This window comes from Rhodobacteraceae bacterium M385, from assembly GCA_025141835.1.
Classification (GTDB): Bacteria; Pseudomonadota; Alphaproteobacteria; order Rhodobacterales; family Rhodobacteraceae; genus Gymnodinialimonas.
In genome coordinates, this window is sequence record CP081102.1 from 2,405,899 (window position 1) to 2,427,340 (window position 21,442).

Genomic DNA, 21,442 nt, shown 5'->3' on the forward strand with positions numbered 1-21,442 from the left:
CTACCGCGTTACGTCGTGATGATAGAGCCAGTTGAACCGATTGGTCACCGCGTGCGGGGCAAAACGCGCTGCCGCACGCAGGGCCGTATGGGCCGCAAACCGGTAGGGACCGGGGCGCAAATGGTAGTTGGTGGCATTGTCATTGGCCGCCTCCACGATCCTTGCGCAACGGGATTTGCGGGCCGCCTGATAGCTGTGCAGCGCAAGCCCCACATCGGCGATTCCCGCAAGGTTTTCGGCCAGAACCCATGCGTCTTCCAGCGCCATATTCGCCCCCTGGGCCAGAAACGGCAGGGTTGGATGCGCGGCATCGCCAAGCAGAACCAAGGGGCCGTTGTACCATTGGCTAGCCACCGGGTGGCGGCACAGACCCCAAAGGTTCGGCGCCTCAACGTCGGCCAGTATATCTCTGATTTCAGGGCAGAAATCCGTGAACGCGGCGCGCAAGTTGCGCGGTGTGTCGGTCAGGTCCCAATCCTCTGCCGCCCAAGCGTCGCGTTCTTCCACCGCGACGATATTGGTCAGCGCACCGCCGCGCAGTGGGTAGCGCACCAAATGCCGGCCCGGTCCCATGAAGACATGAGCCTCTGGTGGTAGCGCCTCTGTAGGGACCAGCGCGCGCCACGCCACTTGCCCGGTAAAAAACGGCCTTGAGCGCGGGTTGAGGTGCGCGCGTCCCGCCGAGTGCAGACCATCGGCGGCAATGGTCAGCCCATGAACTTCTGTCGTGCCATCGGCAAGGGTCAGATGAACCTCATGTTCTTCGGCCACGACTTGCGTGACCTGAACACCAAGGCGCACCTGTACGCCCGCATCCATCGCGGCGCTTTGCAAGGCGTCAATCAGATCGGCGCGATGGACGAAATGAAACGGATCGCGCAGGGGCATCCGGAACACCTCTGCCCCGTGGCGGAAGTCCCGCAGGCAAACCGCCTCACCTTTCGTGGCGGTTGTGGCCAGACCATCGGCCAGCCCCAACGCCTTCAACACGACCCAACCGTTGGGCGAAATCTGTAACCCTGCGCCAACCTCGGCAATGGTTTCAGCCCGTTCCAATACTGTGACCGAGGCTCCGTGACGCGCGCAAGCTAAAGCCGCTGCAAACCCGCCAATGCCGCCGCCAATCACCGTAATCCGTTTGCCAATCAACATCGCACATCTCCCAACAAAAAGGGCACCCGCGATGGGTGCCCCTTTCAATTCCAAAACGCCAAGCGGCCAGCTGTCGCGGCCATCTTAGTCGTCGCGGTGCACTTTTTCGCGGCGCTCGTGCCGTTCTTGTGCTTCAAGGCTCATCGTGGCGATAGGCCGTGCATCCAACCGCTTGAGCGAAATCGGCTCACCGGTCACTTCACAATACCCAAACTCGCCCTCTTCCACGCGCCGCAGCGCCTGGTCGATCTTAGCGATCAGTTTGCGTTGACGATCGCGCGTGCGCAGTTCCAGCGCCCGATCGGTTTCTTCAGACGCGCGGTCAGCCACATCAGGAATATTGCGTGTTCCGTCTTGCAGCGTTGTCACCGTTGAGCGGCTCTCGTCGAGCAGGTCATCGCGCCAGTTCAATAGCTTCCGGCGGAAATATTCCACCTGACGTTCATTCATAAATGGCTCGTCCTCGGCAGGACGATAGTCATCGGGTAAAAAAACTTCTGCTTTCATATCGCTCCCCTCGATGGGGTTCTTTTCAACCATGGTGTCTAACCTCCGCCAGTCCATGTATCCCCGTGGCGGTCGATTACACCCGCAAAGGTGGCTTGTCACCTAGATAGTGTGTGAGGTAGCCAATTTATAAACCACCCCTGCCCGGTTGAGAGGAAACACCTTGTTAAGATTTGACGGCACCGCCGACTATGTTGCGACCCAAGACCTGACCGTAGCCGTGAACGCCGCTGTAGCGCTGGAACGGCCGCTTTTGGTGAAGGGCGAGCCGGGCACCGGAAAGACAGAATTGGCCCGCCAAGTGGCCAGCGCGTTGGATCTTCCGATCATCGAATGGCACATCAAATCCACCACTCGGGCGCAGCAGGGTCTTTATGAGTATGACGCTGTCTCTCGCCTGCGCGACAGCCAATTGGGCGAAGAACGTGTCCACGATGTTGCCAATTACATTCGCAAGGGGAAGCTCTGGCAAGCCTTTGAACGCACTGACAAATGTGTTCTACTGATTGATGAGATCGACAAGGCGGACATCGAGTTTCCAAATGATCTTCTACAAGAACTCGATAGGATGGAGTTCTTCGTCTACGAGACCGGTGAAACCGTTAAGGCCATCGTGCGGCCCATCGTTATCATCACCTCGAACAACGAAAAAGAACTTCCCGATGCGTTTTTGCGCCGGTGTTTTTTCCATTACATCCGCTTCCCTGAAATCGAGGTGATGAAGAAGATCGTAGAGGTTCACCACCCCGGCATCAAACCCGCCCTTCTGACCACCGCTTTGACCCAATTCTACGAGATCCGCGATCAGCAAGGTTTGAAGAAAAAGCCTTCTACTTCTGAAGTGCTTGATTGGCTGAAATTGTTGCTCGCCGAGGATTTGCAGCCCGAAGATTTGCGCCGCGATGGTGCCTCGGCCTTGCCGAAGCTGCATGGGGCATTGCTGAAGAATGAACAGGACGTTACGCTGTTTGAAAGGCTTGCATTTATGGCGCGTGGGCAACGGTAGGCGGGCATTCGCCGCTATTGTTTCGCGATTGCCTTTAAGGCTGCCTGATTCCTGCCATAATCGCGGGGCAATTTGCGCGCAAAGCACCACTCTCAGGTTAAGGCAGACCCCCATTTGACCGCTTCATTCTACATTCGCCCCCTGCGGGCAGCGGACCGAACGTCTTGGAGCGTTTTGTGGCGTGGCTACCTTGATTTTTATGGGGCAAATGTCGCCGACGACCATGATGACTTGCTTTTTTCGCGCCTGATCGACGCGGAACGGGCAGACCTGCAAGGCTGGGTCGCAGAACAAGATGGCAAACTGGTGGGATTCGTTCATATCGTTGTCCACAGCCATTCTTGGCGGGCCGAGCAGGTCACTTATCTGCAAGACCTCTTTGCCGCTCCGCAATCACGTGGCACCGGGTTGGGACGGGCGCTGATTGAAACGGTCTACGCCGATGCCGATGCCAAAGGGCGCGGCACCGTCTACTGGATGACCCAGACGTCTAACACCACCGCGCGCACGCTTTATGATCGCATAGCGCAACCTACTGATTTTATGAAATACTCTCGAACCTGAAAGCCACGTATTTGTTCCGTTTTCTGACCCTTTCGGCCCCCCTCTTCGCCCTCGCCCTTTCGGCCTGCGCGCCCTCGACCGCCACGGACGTTCCGGCCCGTGGGGCGTCGGCGGCACCTGCGACCCTGCCCGCGATGAACACCTTTGGCAGCCCCCGCGTGGCGTCACCGTCAAGGTCCAACACCTCTATCGCGGCAGATTTCCTTGATCTGACGTTCCAGATGGAATCGGGCCGTGTCATTGACCGGATGAGCCGTTTTGAAGGCCCGATCACCGTTGCGGTGACCTCTGGCGCGCCTGCCTCGTTGAACGCGGACCTCGATCAGCTGCTTAGCAGGCTCCGGACTGAGGCCGGGATCGACATTTCCCGCAGCTCCAGCGCCACGGCCTCCATCACGATCGAGACTATGCCCCGTGCCCGAATGCAACGTGTGGTGCCGCAAGCCGCGTGTTTCGTGGTGCCGCGGGTTAGCTCCTGGTCCGAGTTCCGCCGCGCCCGTTCGGGCCGCACGCTGGATTGGACGACCCTGGACACCCGCGAGCGGGTCGCCGTTTTCATCCCCTCCGACGTGTCTCCGCAAGAGGTGCGCGATTGTTTGCACGAAGAAATCGCCCAAGCCCTCGGGCCGCTGAACGACCTCTACCGCCTGTCGGATTCGGTCTTCAACGACGACAATTTCAATGCTGTCTTGACCGGCTTCGATATGCTGATCCTGCGCACGTATTACGATGGGGCGCTCCGCTCTGGCATGACGCGCGGTCAGGTTGCCGCCGCCTTGCCCGGCATTTTGGCCCGCAACAACCCGCGCGGCGGATCGGTTGCGGGGGGCCAAGGATCAGAGACGCCACGCGCGTGGATCACCGCGATTGAAGCAGCCCTTGGGCCGGGTTCGTCGGACGAGGCACGTATCACGGCGGCGGAGCGCGCCCTTCGCATGGCACAGCAACGCCAATGGACCGACACGCGCCTTGCCTTTAGCTACTTCGCCTTGGGCCGTTTAACCCTGTCGCGCGATGTGGAGACCTCGATCCAAGCCTTTCAATCGGCCTCGACCATCTTTGAAAGGGTCGCCCCCGGTGGCATCCAATCGGCCCATGTAGACATGCAATTGGCCGCCTTCGCGCTGTCCGCAGGCCGCACGACCGAGGCGTTGCGCCTTACCGAACGCGCCATGCCCGCTGCCACTCAGGCGCAGAACGCCTCGCTTCTTTCGACGCTTCTGATGATCCGCGCCGAGGCGCTGGACGACACCGGCCGCGCTTCGGAGGCCCGTAGCGTTCGGCTTGATAGCCTCGCTTGGGGCCGCTATGGCTTCGGCTCGAATGCAGCCGTCAGCGCACGGCTGACCGAGGTCGCGGCATTGTCGCCCGGCAGGTAAACAGGCCAAAGGCAGGACACCCCATGCTGAACTTCATTGGCGCCGCTTTGGGCGCAGTTATCGGCGTATTTCTGGCCCGACGCAAAGGCGGCAACGCGGCCGACATGGCGCAATATGGCGCGGTGATTGCGATCATCGGTTTTCTGATCGGCACCCTTCTTATGCTTGTGGTCCCTGCCCCCCAGTAGCTAGGCTACGCCCATGTTTTTGCCCTTCTTCCAAACCCTACGCGCCGCCCGCATCCCGGTTTCCCTGCGCGAATACCTCGCGTTTCTGGAAGGCGTCTCTGCGGGGCTGGTGACCTACGATATCGACGGGTTCTACTACCTCGCCCGCGCGGCGATGGTGAAGGATGAACGGCATTTGGACCGCTTTGACCAAGCCTTCGCCCACGCCTTTTCCGGGCTGGAAGCGATAAGTGCAGAAGATGTGCTGGAAGCCACTGAAATCCCGCAGGAGTGGCTAGATAAGCTGGCCGAGAAGCACCTGTCCGAGGAAGAACGCGCCGAGATTGAAGCGTTAGGCGGCTTCGACAAACTGATGGAGACCCTGCGCGAACGCCTGAAGGAACAGGAAAAGCGCCACCAAGGCGGCTCTAAATGGATCGGCACGGCGGGCACATCCCCTTTCGGGGCCTATGGCTACAACCCGGAAGGCGTGCGCATTGGGCAGCACGAAAGCCGCCACCGCAAAGCGGTGAAGGTCTGGGACAAGCGCGATTTCAAGAACTTGGACGGCGACGTGGAACTGGGCACGCGCAACATCAAAGTCGCGCTCAAACGGCTGCGGCAATGGGCGCGGAATGGCGCAGCAGAGGAGCTGGACCTTGACGGGACCATCCGCGCCACGGCTGAAAACGGCTATCTGGACGTGAAAACCCGGCCCGAGCGGCGCAATGCTGTAAAGGTGATCCTGTTTCTGGATGTGGGCGGGTCGATGGATGACCATGTGAAAGTGGTGGAGGAATTGTTCAGCGCCGCGAAGGCCGAATTCAAGCACCTCGAATACTACTACTTCCACAATTGCCTGTATGAAAACGTCTGGCGCGACAACCGTAGGCGCTGGACAGAGACAATCCCGACCTTCGAGGTGATGAACACCTACGGCTCTGACTATAAATGTATTTTCGTGGGTGACGCTGCCATGTCCCCCTACGAGATCGCCTTTGCGGGTGGCGCGAATGAGCATTGGAATGAGGAACCGGGCAGCACGTGGTTGCAGCGGGCCCGCACCCAATGGCCGGACCATATGTGGATCAATCCAACGCCCGAACGGCACTGGCGCTACACCCAATCAACCCAGATGATTGATGAGATATTCGAGGGGCGTATGGTCCCCATGACTCTTGAGGGCATCGACCGGGGTATGCGGGAATTGGGCCGTTGATCGCGCGCCTTCGCGCCGCTTGGACCAAGGCACCGTTGTTGATGACCGCCTTCACCTTGGCGCTGCTTACGACGCTGTTCTTTGGCGTGAATGCCGCGCGAGAGGCGATCTATTGGGCCGATCCGCGTCATGTGGAACAACCCATCGCAGGCTGGATGACACCCGGCTACGTCGGCATGTCATGGAGCGTTCCAAGGGACTTCATGCGCGACGCCCTGAACCTGACCGAAGCCGACCGGGGACCGATCCGGCTGCAAGACCTCGCCGATCAACGCGGTGTGCCTCTGTCAGACATCATTGCCCAGATCAACACGGCAATCGCGGCCCATCGGGCGTCTGGCCAATGACCGAAACCGCCCTTGCGCTTGTGGCTTCTTACGGGGCGATAATTGTCGCACTTTGTGCTTTCTTTTCCTGCCTGCTGGTGCCGATCCCGACCTCGATCGTGATGCTGTCGGCGGGTGCCTTTGTGGCGGCAGGCGATCTGGAGGCGGCGCAGCTATGGCTTGCGGCGTGGGCCGCGGCAGTGTTGGGCGACAACACGGGCTACCTTTTGGGGCGCACCAGCGGAGCCGCGCTTTTGGCGCGTTTGGGCCGAAGCCCTTCCCGAGGCAAAGTGATTACCAAAGCGCAAGAAACCCTGCGCCAGAAGGCCGGGCTTGGGGTTTTCTTCTCGACCTGGTTGTTCGCGCCACTGGGGCCTTACGTTAATATCGTGGCAGGCTCGGTTCGGATGCGCTGGCCCCGCTTCTTGTTGTGGGATGCGGCGGGAGAGGCGATTTGGGTCAGCTTCTATCTGGGCCTCGGCTACCTGTTTGGGGACCGGGTGGAAGACCTTGCGACCCTTCTTAGCAACGCGACGGGCTTTCTGGTGGCGGGCTTGGTGACGGTGGGTTTGGGCGTGGCCCTTGTACGCCGGATAAGGGCCACTTCTTAGCCCGTGGCATTTGCCATTGCCGCACCGAGCCGCGCGCCCCATATCTAGGATATGTTGAAACTGACCCCTATCCTTATTGCCGTGGGTTACGGCCTTGTGAGCTACATGTTCTCGGCCTGGCGCACCAATCGCGACCTTGATGCACGCTCGACCGAGTTGGCCGACGCCCGGTTGCGAGAAATTACTGAGAAGTTTGCGAAGGTTCTGGGCGTCGATAGCATCCGCGTGAACGTCTACGAGGTGGATGCAGTCAACGGTTTGGCTGCCCCCGATGGACGGATTTTTCTGACACGCGGGTTCTACAACCGCTACCGCGCAGGTGAGGTTACGGCAGAGGAGTTGGCCAGCGTGATTGCCCATGAGTTGGGACATGTCGCCTTGGGCCACACACGGCGGCGAATGATTGACTTTTCGGGGCAAAATGCGGTGCGAGCGGTGTTGGCGGGTGTTCTGGGGCGGTTCATTCCCGGCATTGGTCCGATGATTGGCAACGCGGTGGGCGCATTATTGGCGGCGCGGTTGAGCCGTCAGGACGAGTATGAAGCAGACGCGTATGCCACGTCCTTGATGGTTTCAGCAGGGCTTGGGGCAGCGCCGCAGAAAGCGTTGTTCGAGAAGCTCGAGCATCTGGCGGGATTGAAGGGCGGTGGCGCGCCAGCATGGTTAATGAGCCACCCCAAAACAGCAGAACGGATCGCGGCGATTGAAGCGATGGAAGCTCGGTGGCGGTCCGAATTGCCATCGGAGTGACGGGGGTGTTGGTTGGAAGGAAGGGGGCCAGCCCCCTTGGCACATCTAAAGATGCGCCTACCCCCGCGATACTTTTGAAAAGATGAAGCTAGGCCGACAGCGCTTTGCCGAGGCGGGGAAGCCGAACCCGTTTGAGCAGCGCGCGCAGAGGGAAGGTTTGGCCTGAGAGACGCTCGGCCTCGGCGTGGGTGGTGGCGACGGATTGGGCGACGGCTTTGGGGTGGGTGAGCCAGAGGTCCATCAAGAAGGGATCGGGCGCGATGGCCTTGACGCCGTAGCCGGAAAGTTCGCGGGCCGGGAAATCCTTGAGGTTTTGGGTCAGGATCGTGGTCGCGCCGCTTTGGACCGCGGTGGCAAGCACGTGGATGTCGGCGGGATCGGGAAGCCATAAGGGTGCTTCATCGCCGGGGGGCGTGAGGGCCTTGGGGAAGCGCAGGTTGGCGCTTGAGGCCTCAGATTTGGCCAGTTGTTCATCCAACGCGCCGCCGTTGCGGGCGGCGGCTCGGGTCCATTCTTCCAACAGACGCTCGGACCAGATCGGCGTGAAAAGGCCCTGCTCGGCGCAGCCCAAGACGATTTGGCGCAGCACCGTGGGATAGAGCACGCAAGCGTCGATGACGACGACCGGCAACGGAGCGCCCGCAGTCATAAGGTAAACGCGAGCGCCTTGAGGTAGCCTGTTTCACTAAGGCTAGGGTGGACCGGGTGATCGGGGCCAGCAAACCCGGTGTAGATGATCCGGGGATCGCGGCCCGCGCGACCAATGCCGCGGATGCAGGAGGCGCGGAACTTCGTCAGGTCGGCCGCGTGAGAGCAAGAACACAACATCAACGTGCCGCCTTCCGCCACCAGCGAGGCAGCGATACGGGCGACGCGTTCATAGGCACGCAGGCCCTTGTCGAGCGCCGGTTTCGATGGCGCGAAAGCGGGGGGATCGGCGATTACGACGTCGAATTTTGCGCCCTCTGCGGCGAGAGCCTCCATCACGGTGAAGGCGTCCCCTTGGCGGGTCTCGAAGCGGTCGGCGCAGCCCATGGCGGCGGCCCCCTGCCCGGCTAGCGTCAGCGCGGGTTCGGACGCATCGACGGCCAAGGCGCTTTTTGCGCCCGCCGCGAGCGAGGCAAGGGCGAAGCCGCCCACGTGGGTGAACACGTCCAGCACGCGCGCATCCTTAGAGAGGTTCGCCATGAACGCGTGGTTCGGGCGTTGGTCGTAGAACAGGCCGGTTTTCTGGCCGCCCATGACGTCGGCCATGTAAGTGGCGCCGTTCATCGGCACCTCAATCGCGGCTTTGGGGGCGGTGCCGGCCAGGGTGAGCATTTCTTCGGGCAGCTCTTCCAAAGCGCGGGCGCGAGAGGTGCCGTTTTTGATCAGCGTGGTGGCGCCGGTGGCCTCCAACAGCAGTGCGCTCAGAACATCAAGGCGTTCTTCGAGCCAGATCGCATTGGGTTGCATCACCAAGGTATCGCCGAAACGGTCCACGATCAGGCCGGGAAGGCCATCGCCCTCTGCATGGATCAGGCGGTAGAACGGCGCGTCGTAAAGCGCGTTTCGCAGGGCCACGGCGCGGGTGATCTTGGCGCGCAGCCAGTCTGTGTCGATCACGGCATCGGGGGCACGGTCCAGAACCCGCAGGCCAATGCGTGCGTTAACGGTGGCCACGCCAATGCCCATGGGCTGCCGTTCGGCATCCTCCAGCAAGGCCAAAGCGCCCGCAGGCACGGCTTTGGAGCGGCGGTCAAGGACGAGGTCATCGGCCCAAGCCCAGGGGTGGCCATGGCGGATGCGGCGGGCGTCGGCCTTGGGTTTAAGGCGGAGGACGGGAAAAGAGGGCGCTGTCATAGCGCCCCCTCTAGCGGGTTCTTGGCCCGTTCGTAAGATGGAAAGTGCCGTTAAGGCTTAGTTCGAGGCCACCAGAAGCGATGCGTTTGCGGGGCCGATGAACTCTTCCGAGACCCAAGCCTGCAAACGCTGGGTGATGCGCAGGCGCTGTGTCACGCCTTCGGCGTCGGCGATAACGGCGTCATTGCCGCCCAGTGCCGGGAACGTCAGGTCCACGTCGGTGGGGCCGGAAAGGATCTCTCCGGTGGTGGCGTGGCGGATCGTCATCACGAACTCGATCTCTTGCTCGGACGGAATGTTGGAATACCGCACACGCTGGGTTTGAGCGTGGAAACGGGTCACGTCGAGGGACACGATCACTGAAACCGCACCCGATACGTTGGCGAAGGCTGGCTCAAGCGCGGAGGTCATGAGGGCGGCAACTTGGGCGTGACGGTCGCCGATTGGGTCTTCGCGCCAAACGATATCAGCGCGGGGCTTAATGGTATTGGCTTCCGAAGATGTCAGCGATTCCGGCACGTTAACCACAACTTCTGCAACGTCCCAATCCTGCACCACGATGTTTTCGATCACGGGGATGCTATCGGGGCCAATGTCGCGCGACACGTCGGTGCTGCTGACGCAGCCGGAAACCGCGAGAGCGGCGCCGAGAATAACGGCGGGGATGAAACGGGACTTCATCATGGGACTTCTCCTGCGTGAGGGCCATCAGAGCCCGAATTGCCAAACTGTCTGCGCTTGCTGCGCGTCCCACTCATTTGCCGGTGAGACAGGTGGTTTTTCGGCTGTGAGCACGGCGAAATGAGGCGCAGGGCGCGCCCTTTCCAAGGTAATTAGCGGGAGATTTCTGGCCCAGATTAAGGCAGGATTGAGGCAAATTGTCCGAACGTCGTGTCAGTCGTCCTCTCGGATGGTCGCGATTTTGGCCTTTGTGCCGCTCGACATCCAAGCGGGCTCGCTCCGGTTCGATGTCACTGTTCAGGTGGGACGCTGACGGAGGCGGCCACGGGTTGAGAGAAGGATAGGTGCGCGATTTTTGGGCCTTATCCCACAGCGGTGCTTGGGTCTGGCTTGCTTATGGCAGCGGCGGGGTCAGGCCCGTCGAGGCCGGACGGCATCCCACCGGTTCCTGCTGCCATATTTAGTCCCCCGGGCACCATGGCGGGGCTAACTGCGATATCGGGCACCGCTGCCATCGGCATCTCATCCAAGGGCACGCCGACTCCGGCGTCTGCTTGCGCCATCGGGTAGTCCGCCAAGCCACTGGCGGGCAGCGACGCGTGTTTTGCCGGGCCCGCGTCCGCTGTTGCACCCGTTCCCGCATCAGGGGCCACGCCGGGCGTCGCGCCCCCAAGGCGGACGGCGCGGCGCCCAGACAATTGCCCAAGCCCACCAGAAGCAACCACATGGCCGCTTTCGTTTTCTAATGTCACCGCTGCGAGGTCGCTGAATTCGAACGGGATTAAGTCCCCCTCCTTCAACGCCTCAACCTTGCCGAGGGACATGGTCACGCGCATCAACACCGCGTCTAGCGCCATGGGGGCGGTGCGGAGTGCGCCTAACATCTTGTCGCCCCATTGCTCCGGCACGTCGCCCTGCGGTGCGGCAAGCGCGTTGCGCCGGGCAATGGCTGGATCACTGGGCATTAGAATTGCCAACTCACCCGTCTTATGGCCACCCATCGTGACAGACACTTTCAACAGGTGATATCCCCGTTCTGGCATCAACAGGTTCAACTGCGCCCGTTCGGCAATGCTGCTGCCGTAGTTCATCCGGTCCGGCCAGTCGCGATCCGGCTGTGTGGCGGTTTCCAAGGCAAAGGCCCCCAGAACCAAATCCACGAAGTCGCGGCAAAGGGCTTCGTCGATGCGGGTGATCGTACGGGGTGGTTGCAGGACTTCTTCCACATGCCCGGTTGCCTGCACTTCGATCAGGGCATCGACAAGGGGGTGATCCAGCGCGAATAGCCCGCGCCGCCCGCTGTCGTCTTCGATCGCAGCAAGCAGACCATGTTCCGGCAATCCGGCCACCGATTCCGAAAGGGTGGCGTCGCTTGTCACGCTGACCTCAGCCACTTCCGGGGCCAAGGTGCCGTAAGGCATGGCCGAGCGACGGATCGCGCGGGTCAACCCCGTTTGCAAACCGGGCACAATATCGCCTTTCCCGGCCCCAAGGCCGAGATGAGCCGCGATCATGCGGGAAAGTACGGATTGCGTGTCGGTAGCGGACATCTTTGTGCGGGGCCTTCTGGCAGGTCACATAAGATAGGGCATCGCACAAAACCCGTTAACAAACCCCTTACGCCGCCTCCAAAGCCGCTGAAGGAAGCTGCACCCGAAACCACGCGCCTCCGGGGCTGGCAAGGAAACTCAACCGCCCGTCCAAGCGGCTCATGACTTCGCGGCTAATCGCTAATCCAAGCCCCGCCCCCGGCGCCCCCCGAGCCGTATCAAGCCGAGAGAATTTCTCGAAGATCAAAGACTCTTGCCGTGAGGGGATCCCCGATCCGTTGTCGCGGAAATCCACCGCCACCCCATGGTCTGAGCGCACGACAGAGATCGTCAATTCCGGCACCGACGCGTCGCAATACTTCTGCGCATTGGAAATCAGATTAATGAACACCTGCGACAGACGGTCCGCATCGGTCCAAAGGCGCACATTTTCCGCGTCCCGGTCGCGCTTGATTACCAGCCGGGTTTGAGATTCCGCGCCTGCTGCTGAAATCGCCCGGTCCATCACGTCGCTCAGCTTCACGCTGCCCATATTCAGCGTCACGCGGCCGTTTTCCAACACGCTCAGGTCCAACAGATCATCGAGCAATCGGGTCAGGCGCATGGACTCGTCGTGGATGATCCGGCTGAAGCGCGCACGGGCGGCGTCATCTACCGGGTCCGACTGCATCAGAATTTCCGAGAACGCCCGGATCGAGGTCATGGGCGTGCGCAGTTCGTGACTGATCTGCGACAGGAAGGCATCCTTTTGCACCGACAACTCTGTCAGCTTGGCGTTGGCTTCGCGCAGGCTACGGGCGGCTTGGGCCAGTTCTTCGGATTTGGCTTCGAGTTGGCTGGAATACTCCATGATTTGAGCCGTCTCGTCAGCCACCGCCAGAAGGTCACGCACGGAAACGCTGGCCGCGCCCGCGATCTGGGCCACCATCGCATGGGCCGTGGCTGCCCCGACCGAGCCTGCAAGCTCACGCTCTAGCCGTTGTAGAAAATCCGGCGTGGGTTCGGGGACGTCGCCTTCATGGCCTTGGGCGGCGGCAACCTCGGCAAAGAGGCGCCCCGCACGGCCCGAGCCAAGGATACGTTGCGCCATGATTAACAGGTCATCGGCGGTGCCCGCCGCCCCCCTCCATCCCTTCAACGCGCGGGAATGGTCGAAAACATTGACGAATTGCGCCCCTTGCAGCCGTTCTAACGGCGTCGGGAACGTCAGAAGCGACCCCATGATGAACAACGACGCATTCACCCCAAGCGACAGAACCATTGCCGTCAGAAGCGGGTCCGTAGCCTCTAGCCCCAAAGGCGTCGCGGGCGATAGCCAGGCGATACCGAAGGGCCCCTCGGACAGGATGGGGGCAATCATACCGCCGGTTTCAACCACGTTGGGGAGCAGCAGGAACCAACCCCAAATCGCGAAGCCGAAGCCGATCCCCAGGGCGGCGCCCGGCCGTGTGGCGCCGCGCCAAAGGATACCGCCCACCAACGCCGGCAACACCTGTGCCAACCCCAGAAACGAGATCAAGCCGATGGAGGCCAGCGCCGCATTGCCCCCCGATTGCCGATAGTACAGCAGCCCCAACAACAGCACCCCTGCGATAGAGAACCGCCGCGCCATCAACGCCATGCTCCGCATGTCGCCCCCGCGCGCATCGCCGCGCGGGCTGATGTGCAACCACAAGGGCACGATAATGTGGTTCGAAACCATGGTGGACAGCGCAAGCGCGGCTACGATCACCATGGATGTGGCGGCCGAAAAGCCGCCCAGAAACACCAAAAGCGCCAGAAGGTCCTGGTCCAAAGACAAAGGCACTGTCAGCACGTAAAGGTCGGGGTTTGTGCCGGTGCCGGGCAAGCTCATCCCCGCCACGGCGATCGGCACCACGAAAAGCGATATCAGCAACAAATACAGTGGAAAGGCCCACCCCGCGACGGCCAAGTGCCGTTCGTCCGAGTTCTCGACCACCAGAACTTGGAACATCCTTGGCAGGCACAAGATCGCCGCCCCCGCCAGCACCGTCAGCCCCAACCAGCGGGCCCCGTTCAAAGGCTCCCGCGCGATGGGAGAGGCCTCGATCCGCGCCAACATATCCCCCGGCCCGTCCGCCACGCCCCAGACCACGAAGATGCCTACGCTCAGGATCGCGGCGAGCTTCACGATGGCTTCGAACGCGATGGCACTGACAAGGCCGGGGTGCCTCTCGTTCAGGTCAAGGGATCGGGTGCCGAAGATGATGGTGAAGACGGCAAGCCCCCCCGCCAACCAGACCGCCGTGGCCCCTGATCCGGCGGAGCCAAAAGCACCGGGTTGCGCAAAAACCGAAAACGACAGCGTCACCGATTGCAGTTGCAGCGCGATGTAGGGCGTCGTGCCAATAACCGCTAGCACAGTGACCAGCGCCGCCAAGCCGCCAGACTTGCCGTAGCGGCTGGAGATCATGTCAGCGATGGAGGTAATCCGCTGCGCCCGACCGATCCGCACCACTTTGCGTAGCAGCCAGTACCAGCCCACGAAAACCAAGGTCGGCCCCAGATAGATAGTCAGAAATTCCAACCCAGACCGCGCCGCAGAGCCTACCGCACCGTAGAATGTCCAAGCGGTCGCATAGATGGATAGGCTGAGCGTGTAGGTGATTGGTGAATTCAGCCAGCGGGCCTCGCCCCTACGGGCGCTTTTCTCGGCCCAGAAAGCAATGGCAAACAGGCCCAGAACATAAAGCACGCAAACCGCGATCAACCCGTCGAGACTGCGCATATCAGTCGCGCTCAGAAGGGACGGTTGAGGGGCGTGCGGGCGGTGCGGGCGTTGTTGGTGGCTCTGCCTCGGCCGCTACACTGCCCACAAGGGCGCGGCTGACGAGGGCGGTCAGCACAATCATGGCCAGCCAAATGGCGAAATAATAGACCAGCTCCCCGGCCAAAGTTGCGCCCTCTCCCGCGCCGTCGCGGATGAACACGGGGCCGAAGATGAGGATCGCGCAGAGGAACGGCAGAAGCCGCGCCGCGTCTTGCAGTCGGTATTGCCGATAGGTGCGGCGTTCCAGAAACAGGCGGCGGGCCACGGGGTTACCCCTCTCCGATTGCGGCGCTCTTTCGCATCGCGGTAATCACGTCGAGCAGTTCTGTGTTAGCGAAAGGTTTGGTCAGGAAGCCGTTGGCCCCCAGTGCCATCGCTTGATCCCGGTCTTTCGCCTGCCCTTTCGCGGTCAGCATCAGCACAGGTAGATCTTTGGTTTCGGGTCGCGCACGCAGGTCGGCCAAGATCTCGAAGCCCGAGCGCCCCGGCAGCATCACGTCCAGCACCAGCATATCCGGCGACAGGCGGGCGATTTCTTCCAGTGCGTCGCCCCCTTTGCCATGGCCGCGCACATCCCACCCGGCACGGCCAAGGATGAAGCTGATCGCCTCTAGGATATTGGATTCATCTTCCACGATCAGGATGCGCCCGACAGAGGCGCGCGTCCCGACAGGTTTAGCACCTTGTTCCGCGCCGTTCATCGTATCGAGCCCGATTGCGGGCCCGGCATTATGTGCAGTCATTTCGGCCACCGGGCTGCCCATAGCAGCCGTGCCTTTATGTTCTCCGGTCATCAGCCCTCCTCTTCAGGGTGCGCGAACCCTCCCGTTCGCCTGCGCCCTAAGCCTGATGGTGCAAGTGTGCATAGACTTGTGCCGCCGCGCAATGACTTCCTGCCAGAACCGCCCCTTCCCTAACGCCGGGCCGTGCAGCCCTCTCTTGGGCAAGTGCCGCAACCGGGGCCTGCGGCGATAACCTCGAGCGGGTCGGAGGCTGCGGTGAGCGGCATAATCAACATGGTTGCCTCCACCCGTGCGGGCGAGCCAAAGCGGGGGCTTGCTGTGCCCTCCTCCGTCACGGGCTGAGCAACGGTCCAAGCCTTGAACCTTGTGCCCCTTGGCGTCTCGATCACAGCGATATCGGGCTGACCCACGCGCGCGAACGCCTTGTAGAGAGGCCATAGGGGACAACCCGCCGCCACGCGAGGCAGCGCAAAGCCCTGCATCCTGCGCCGGTGCAACATCGCGCCCGAAGCGTCGCAAATCGCCAACCCCATCTGCGGTACGCCAGCGCCAAACGGCAGGCTCGCCATGCGCCGCAGCATCAGGGCAACGTCGCCCCCAAGCGCGCCCAGAATACGGGCCGGATCATAGGCCATGTCTTGGGCCAAGGGGGCAAAGTCAGCCATGGGCAGGCGCTGCGCATCACGGGCATAGGCCCGCAAACGCGCCTCGGCCTTGGTGCGGGCGGGCCCGTCTACCATGCCAGCGTGGCGGGCCAAGACGGCGGCAATGGCGGTATCCAGGGTGCTGCTATCGGCGGCCTCAATCTCGGCGAAGTAATGGTCTTCGGCCTCAAACATCGCCTCCACGGTTTCTTCCGGCGCCGAAACTTCCGCCCCTACCCCCGGTGCTTCAAACTGCGCCAAAAGGCCCGTGGCACGCGACGACAACCGCTCTGCGTCCTCGTGCAGGTTGCGGTGGAACCTGCCCCGCCAGGCGGGGTCCAAATCAGTCTCTTTCACCAAAATATCGGCCGTGGTGCGGATCGCTGCTACGGATGAAAGCACTTCGTGCATCGCCTCGGCCAAGGCGGGATCGTGGGCCAGCCGATCCCTGAGGGCATCAATCTGCCCCTCAAGCGCACGGGCACGGGCCTCTTGCGCGGCGATCAGCGCGGTCCAGCCGGGGAAGCGGGCGACCAATTCGTCGATCCGTGCGGTTTCTGCGGGGACACCGCCCAACGCCCTTGCCGCCGCATCCAGCAATTCGCTGATGCCCGCGTCCACCCCTTCCGTCAGGGCCGAGACGTCTACCTCTAGGGCATGGGCCAGTTGCAGCAGCAACTTACCCCCGATCTTCCGATGATTATGCTCGATCAGGTTCAGGTATGAGGGCGACACGCCCACTTCTGACGCCAAAGCCCCCTGCTTGACCCCCAAAGCCAAGCGTCGTTCGCGGATTCGACTGCCTGTAAGATGGTCCGGTTTGTGCTGCGCCATGGAGATCTTCTTTACAGAATTTTCAAGCAATTTACACAATGCGAGGCGTAGAGCAATGGGTGCAGGCGACGGCTCCTCCCTACGCTCCTCGCCGTATTTTGTTCAAGTTTTCCGCATTGAAAGCGCGCTGTTAACGCGTCGGAAACCTCTATGGAGGCATCTTAGTCGCGGGTGTCTCTGTACGAAAATTCGTGTGAGGAGTGAGAAATGGAATACTCAAGTTTTTCGCCAAGGGCGGATGCCGCGGGCCTTGCCGCAACAACACAACTATCCCACGGGCCAAATGCCCTAAGCACCGCCGCTGAAACCCAGCGACCGGTCTTGGCGGCAGCAGGGGCTGATCCGACCCGGGCCAAAACCGATGGGGAGTTTCAACCACTCGATACGTTTGAGGTGGGCGACAACGATCACGTCCCCGTCCCCCCCGAACCGCCACGCGAAGCGACGGTGCTTGCCGTCATCGCCGATGCGCCAGAAATTGAAGAGCCTGCCGAACCGGTGGAGGTGGAAGACCCCATGATCGCCACACTGCGCGATATTGATGGTGAAACTGAAAACCCAACCGTTGATATTCGTCGCTAACGGCCGCACCGAGATACCCTGCCCTGGGAACTCGCTGCGACGACTTCGTGCTGGTCTGTAAGGATGGGCTTAAACAAAGAAAGGCCCCGCAAGCAGATCGCACACGGGGCCAATTCTTGATCCAAACAGATATTTGGCTCGAGGCTTACTCAGCCAAAGCCGCGTCTGTCACAACATGGGTGAAGGCCCCTTCGGGCGCGGCCGAAATCACCGGATCGGAACCGCCCGCCAACAGCGTGTCGACTGTTCGCTGATACGCGGCCTCGTCCAAACGGCCATCGCCTCCTTCAACCAGCAAAGCAACCTCGCCCATCATGCGCAGCTGATGCTCTTCAGTCTGCGCGCCGGTCTCGTCGTAGTCGAGCACGATCATCGCCGCGTCATCGGGGTTCTCAGCCGCCCATGCCCAACCGCGCATGGAGGCGCGTACGAAACGGGCCATGCGGTCGACAAATTCGGGGTCTTCTAGGTTCTCTTCCAACGCCCAGATACCGTCTTCCAAGGTGGAAACGCCGTAATCCTCATAGCGGAAGGTTACCAGTTCATCCGGCGTGACGCCCGCGTCGATGACCTGCCAATATTCGTTGTACGTCATCGTGGACATGCAGTCCGCTTGGCGCTGCAACAGTGGATCGACGTTGAAGCCAGCCTGCAACAGCGTCACGCCATCATCGCCGCCCTCCACACCGATATCCAATTGGGACATCCACGACAGGAACGGGTATTCGTTACCAAAGAACCAATGCGCGACGGTATGCCCGGCCAGATCGGCAGGCTCGGTGATCCCGCTATCGGCCCAACAGGTCAGCATCAGGCCCGAGCGAACAAACGGCTGCGCGATGTTCACGACCGGAAGGCCGTTCTCGCGCGCCGCCAAAGCCGACGGCATCCAGTTCAACATCACATCAGCGCCGCCACCGGCCAACACCTGCGGCGGTGCAATGTCGGGGCCGCCGGGAATGATATTCACCGTTAGCGCTTCTTCGTCGTAATAGCCGTTCTCCAGCGCCACATAATAGCCCGCAAATTGCGACTGCGTGACCCACTGAAGCTGCAAGTTCACCTCGGCCGCATGGCCATCCGCCAGCGCCATGCCGCCGCTCGCCAAAAGCGCCGCGGCGCTAAGTGTCAGATGTTTCATAATATTCCCTCCAAGTTGCGTAGGTATTGTTTTCGTTAACTTCTTCTTCTCACCCTCAGCGGCACTCTCCGGTGCACTTGTGCCTCAGGCAATCTCTTCGGCGACCGCTACTTCATTCGCGCTCGACTTCGCATCTTCCTATCAGCGCACACTCCAGTGCGGCCTTCAATTGCGCACGCTCCGGTGCGACCTTCAGTTGCGCACACTCCGGTGCGACGGATGCCAGAACGTCAACTGACGCTCCATCAATGCCATCAACCCATACAGGCCCGAGCCCGCAAGTGCCGCAACAGTAATTTCTGCCCAGACCATATCCATGGCCAGTCGTCCAACCTCGATCTTAATCCGAAAGCCCATCCCCACCGTGGGTGAGCCAAAAAATTCAGCCACAATCGCCCCGATCAGCGCAAGGGTTGAGCAGATTTTCAACCCGTTGAACAAAAACGGCATCGCGGTGGGCAGACGCAACTTCAGCAGTGTTTGCCAATAGTTGGCCGCATAGGTGTGCATCAAGTCCCGCTGTATGGCGTCGCTTTCCTTCATCCCCTGCACCGCGTTGACCAGCATGGGAAAAAACACCATCGCCACCACAACCGCCACCTTGGACGATGGGCCGAACCCATACCACATGACAAGAATTGGCGCGGTGCCCACGATTGGCAGCGCCGCGATGAAATTGCCGACCGGCAACAACCCCTTCTGCAAGAAAGCCGACCGATCAATCGCCAGTGCCGCCAGAAACGCAATGCCGCACCCCAGCACATAGCCCACCAAGGCGCCACGCAAGATCGTCTGCACGAAATCCACCCAAAGTGTCGGAATATTGGCTGCGAACGCCAGCGCAATGGCGCTTGGTGCGGGCAAAATCACCGGGCTCACCTCGAATAGCCGCACCGCCAGTTCCCAAAGCGTTAATAGTGTTAACCCAAACACCACCGGCACCAAAATGCGCGCGCCCGCCACGCTTGCCTGGGCCATCCAAGCGTTCAACGCCCAAGCCCCGAGCCAAACCGCCAACAACAAAGCCGCCCGCCAGTCCAAAATCGCCACTAATACGACAGCCAGAACCGCACCGCCCATCCAAACCATGGGCCCGACTGATTGGCGTGCCTGAACTTCACTCACCGCGCCGCTCCTTCATCTTGGCAAATACAACTCACTCCAACACCCGCCCCATGCACCTTCATCGATCTAGGCCCATTCGCCGCAACGTCGTCCGCTCCACGAACCCTAAAATGCTCACCAATACCGCCGCGCAAAGCGCCGCCATGAACAAGGCGCTCCAAATCTGGATCGTCTGGCCGTAGTAACTTCCCGTGAGCAACCGCGCCCCTAACCCGAAGCGGGCCCCCGTCGGCAACTCAGCCACAATGGTGCCCACCAGTGCCGCCGCGATGCCCACCTTCAAAGAGGCGAACAAAAACGGGACCGAGGCCGGCAACCGCAATTTCCAGAATGTCTCGGCCCGGCTGGCCGAATAGGTCCGCAACAGGTCCAAATCCATCGCGCCGGGGCTGCGCAGGCCCTTCACCATGCCGACCACCACCGGGAAAAACGACAGATAGGCCGAGATCAGGGACTTTGGCACCAGTCCGACCAGACCAATGGCGTTCAAAACCACGATCACAATGGGCGCAATCGCCAGGATCGGGATGGTCTGCGAGGCAATCGCCCAAGGCATCACACTCATATCCATCGCCCGGTTATGAACAATCGCTACCGCCAAAAACATCCCCGATAGTGTACCAATCACAAAGCCCAATAGCGTCGGCGCAAGGGTTTGGAAGGCATGGAACCACAGGCTTCTGGGGTTCGGGCGCAGCTCTCCGCGGCGCTCACGGAACATCGCCTCTCCGGCGGTGGTATTCCACAGCTCGATCGCCACCTGATGGGGCGCGGGCAGCCGCGGCCTCTCCTGCCACATGGTGTCGGTAAACAGCTCTCCGGCGCTGACCTCCAGCCCCCGCCGCTCTGCCTGATCCAAGGTCCACGCGCGGTTCATGTTATAGGCCGCCGCGTACCAGATCGCGACGATCACACCGACCACGACCAGTACCGGCAACACCGCCCCGGTGATCCGGCGCATCGTCACGCAAAACGCGCAGGGTGCCGGGGCCGCGATATCACTCATATGCGTGACCCTCGCGCAGCCCTTCCCGGACCCGATGGGCCAGCGCCAGAAATTCCGGCGTATCACGGATTTCCAAGGGGCGCTCTCGGGGCAAATCGCTTTCGATCACATCGGTGATCCGCCCCGGGCGCGGCGACATCACCACGATCTTGGTGCTCAGATACACCGCCTCAGGGATCGAGTGGGTCACGAACCCGATTGTCTTCTCGGTGCGCGCCCACAGCTTTAACAGCTCTTCATTCAGACGATCGCGCACGATCTCGTCCAACGCGCCGAAGGGCTCATCCATCAGCAGGATATCGGCGTCAAAAGCCAGCGCCCGCGCGATGGAGGCCCGCTGCTGCATCCCGCCGGACAGCTGCCAAGGGAATTTCTTCCCGAACCCTTCCAGATCAACAAGCTGCAAGACATGATCCACCCGCGCCTGTTGGTCGCTTTTGGAATAACCCATGATTTCAAGCGGGAGCTTGATGTTCTTCTCAATCGTCCGCCACGGGTAGAGGCCGGCGGCCTGAAACACATAGCCGTAAGCTCGCTGCCGCCGCGCCTCGTCCGGTGACATGCCGTTCACGGTGACAATGCCACCGGTGGGCTGCTCCAACGCCGCAATCGTGCGCAAGAATGTAGTTTTCCCGCAACCAGACGGCCCGATGAACGAGACGAAATCGCCTTTATTGATGTCCAACGAGACATCGGAGAGAGCTTGAACCGGCCCATCGTTCGTTTGGAACGTGAGGTCAAGGGATTTGGCTTGGATAACGGGGGACCCCGCATCTGTCGCAACGGATGTATGAAGCTGATCGGTCAATACATTGCTCATAG

At 61.2% G+C, this 21,442-nt stretch carries 23 protein-coding genes; 9 read left to right on the plus strand and 14 right to left on the minus strand.

Features of this window, described 5'->3' with window-relative positions:
• Nucleotides 1-1,152, minus strand: a complete 1,152-nt coding sequence (locus tag K3728_11720) for an FAD-dependent monooxygenase (protein ID UWQ94387.1) — start codon at nucleotides 1,150-1,152, stop codon at nucleotides 1-3.
• An 84-nt stretch (nucleotides 1,153-1,236) separates the two neighbouring features.
• Nucleotides 1,237-1,659, minus strand: a complete 423-nt coding sequence (dksA, locus tag K3728_11725; GenBank protein UWQ97535.1) for an RNA polymerase-binding protein DksA — start codon at nucleotides 1,657-1,659, stop codon at nucleotides 1,237-1,239.
• 148 nt (nucleotides 1,660-1,807) lie between these two features.
• Here dksA and K3728_11730 point away from each other — a divergent pair, with 148 nt between their 5' ends.
• The 8 genes from K3728_11730 (at nucleotide 1,808) to K3728_11765 (ending at nucleotide 7,681) form a co-directional block, all read left to right on the plus strand.
• Nucleotides 1,808-2,665 (plus strand): MoxR family ATPase, encoded by an 858-nt coding sequence (locus K3728_11730; GenBank protein UWQ94388.1) that lies wholly within the window; start codon nucleotides 1,808-1,810, stop codon nucleotides 2,663-2,665.
• A 114-nt stretch (nucleotides 2,666-2,779) separates the two neighbouring features.
• Nucleotides 2,780-3,229, plus strand: coding sequence for a GNAT family N-acetyltransferase (locus K3728_11735; GenBank protein UWQ94389.1), 450 nt, complete (start codon nucleotides 2,780-2,782; stop codon nucleotides 3,227-3,229).
• 11 nt (nucleotides 3,230-3,240) lie between these two features.
• Complete coding sequence (locus K3728_11740; protein ID UWQ94390.1) at nucleotides 3,241-4,608, plus strand: DUF2927 domain-containing protein; 1,368 nt, start codon at nucleotides 3,241-3,243, stop codon at nucleotides 4,606-4,608.
• Nucleotides 4,609-4,631: 23 nt separating this feature from the next.
• Nucleotides 4,632-4,796 carry a YtxH domain-containing protein gene (locus K3728_11745; GenBank protein ID UWQ94391.1) on the plus strand — a complete coding sequence of 55 codons (165 nt, stop codon included), beginning with the start codon at nucleotides 4,632-4,634 and terminating at the stop codon, nucleotides 4,794-4,796.
• A 13-nt stretch (nucleotides 4,797-4,809) separates the two neighbouring features.
• Nucleotides 4,810-5,994 carry a VWA domain-containing protein gene (locus tag K3728_11750; GenBank protein UWQ94392.1) on the plus strand — a complete coding sequence of 395 codons (1,185 nt, stop codon included), beginning with the start codon at nucleotides 4,810-4,812 and terminating at the stop codon, nucleotides 5,992-5,994.
• A 41-nt stretch (nucleotides 5,995-6,035) separates the two neighbouring features.
• Nucleotides 6,036-6,341: a hypothetical protein gene (locus tag K3728_11755; protein ID UWQ94393.1), complete on the plus strand. Its 306-nt coding sequence runs from the start codon at nucleotides 6,036-6,038 to the stop codon at nucleotides 6,339-6,341.
• Nucleotides 6,338-6,931: a DedA family protein gene (locus tag K3728_11760; protein UWQ94394.1), complete on the plus strand. Its 594-nt coding sequence runs from the start codon at nucleotides 6,338-6,340 to the stop codon at nucleotides 6,929-6,931. Before K3728_11755 ends, K3728_11760 begins: the two co-directional genes overlap by 4 nt.
• Nucleotides 6,932-6,982: 51 nt before the next feature.
• A complete protein-coding gene (locus K3728_11765) occupies nucleotides 6,983-7,681 on the plus strand; it encodes a M48 family metallopeptidase (GenBank protein UWQ94395.1) in 699 nt (232 codons plus the stop codon).
• 88 nt (nucleotides 7,682-7,769) lie between these two features.
• Here K3728_11765 and K3728_11770 read toward each other — a convergent pair whose 3' ends face one another.
• The 8 genes from K3728_11770 to K3728_11805 form a co-directional block, all read right to left on the minus strand.
• On the minus strand, nucleotides 7,770-8,330 hold the full coding sequence (locus tag K3728_11770) for a PIN domain-containing protein (protein UWQ94396.1): 561 nt from the start codon (nucleotides 8,328-8,330) through the stop codon (nucleotides 7,770-7,772).
• Nucleotides 8,327-9,523 carry a class I SAM-dependent rRNA methyltransferase gene (locus tag K3728_11775; protein ID UWQ94397.1) on the minus strand — a complete coding sequence of 399 codons (1,197 nt, stop codon included), beginning with the start codon at nucleotides 9,521-9,523 and terminating at the stop codon, nucleotides 8,327-8,329. Before K3728_11775 ends, K3728_11770 begins: the two co-directional genes overlap by 4 nt.
• 57 nt (nucleotides 9,524-9,580) lie before the next feature.
• The gene (locus tag K3728_11780) at nucleotides 9,581-10,207 is read right to left on the minus strand and encodes a hypothetical protein (GenBank protein ID UWQ94398.1); all 627 of its coding nucleotides are present in this window, start codon (nucleotides 10,205-10,207) and stop codon (nucleotides 9,581-9,583) included.
• Between the two features lie 359 nt (nucleotides 10,208-10,566).
• Nucleotides 10,567-11,754, minus strand: coding sequence for a FliM/FliN family flagellar motor switch protein (locus K3728_11785; GenBank protein ID UWQ94399.1), 1,188 nt, complete (start codon nucleotides 11,752-11,754; stop codon nucleotides 10,567-10,569).
• A 67-nt stretch (nucleotides 11,755-11,821) separates the two neighbouring features.
• Nucleotides 11,822-14,503 carry a sodium:solute symporter gene (locus tag K3728_11790; protein ID UWQ94400.1) on the minus strand — a complete coding sequence of 894 codons (2,682 nt, stop codon included), beginning with the start codon at nucleotides 14,501-14,503 and terminating at the stop codon, nucleotides 11,822-11,824.
• A 1-nt stretch (nucleotide 14,504) separates the two neighbouring features.
• The gene (locus K3728_11795; GenBank protein UWQ94401.1) at nucleotides 14,505-14,810 is read right to left on the minus strand and encodes a hypothetical protein; all 306 of its coding nucleotides are present in this window, start codon (nucleotides 14,808-14,810) and stop codon (nucleotides 14,505-14,507) included.
• A gap of 4 nt (nucleotides 14,811-14,814) precedes the next feature.
• Entirely contained in the window at nucleotides 14,815-15,246 is a 432-nt protein-coding gene (locus K3728_11800) for a response regulator (GenBank protein ID UWQ97536.1), read from the minus strand.
• Nucleotides 15,247-15,458: 212 nt separating this feature from the next.
• Complete coding sequence (locus tag K3728_11805; protein UWQ94402.1) at nucleotides 15,459-16,766, minus strand: short-chain fatty acyl-CoA regulator family protein; 1,308 nt, start codon at nucleotides 16,764-16,766, stop codon at nucleotides 15,459-15,461.
• 207 nt (nucleotides 16,767-16,973) lie between these two features.
• Between K3728_11805 and K3728_11810 the strand changes: the two genes are divergently transcribed.
• On the plus strand, nucleotides 16,974-17,348 hold the full coding sequence (locus K3728_11810; GenBank protein UWQ94403.1) for a hypothetical protein: 375 nt from the start codon (nucleotides 16,974-16,976) through the stop codon (nucleotides 17,346-17,348).
• Nucleotides 17,349-17,493: 145 nt separating this feature from the next.
• On the opposite strand, the gene K3728_11815 is transcribed toward K3728_11810, so the two are convergent.
• The 4 genes from K3728_11815 to K3728_11830 all read right to left on the minus strand — a co-directional run bounded on the left by K3728_11815 (nucleotide 17,494) and on the right by K3728_11830 (nucleotide 21,440).
• Nucleotides 17,494-18,489 (minus strand): ABC transporter substrate-binding protein, encoded by a 996-nt coding sequence (locus tag K3728_11815; protein UWQ94404.1) that lies wholly within the window; start codon nucleotides 18,487-18,489, stop codon nucleotides 17,494-17,496.
• A gap of 192 nt (nucleotides 18,490-18,681) precedes the next feature.
• Complete coding sequence (locus K3728_11820) at nucleotides 18,682-19,569, minus strand: ABC transporter permease (protein ID UWQ97537.1); 888 nt, start codon at nucleotides 19,567-19,569, stop codon at nucleotides 18,682-18,684.
• 103 nt (nucleotides 19,570-19,672) lie between these two features.
• Nucleotides 19,673-20,575, minus strand: coding sequence for an ABC transporter permease (locus K3728_11825; protein ID UWQ97538.1), 903 nt, complete (start codon nucleotides 20,573-20,575; stop codon nucleotides 19,673-19,675).
• A gap of 37 nt (nucleotides 20,576-20,612) precedes the next feature.
• On the minus strand, nucleotides 20,613-21,440 hold the full coding sequence (locus tag K3728_11830) for an ABC transporter ATP-binding protein (protein ID UWQ94405.1): 828 nt from the start codon (nucleotides 21,438-21,440) through the stop codon (nucleotides 20,613-20,615).
• Nucleotides 21,441-21,442 lie beyond the last annotated feature (2 nt).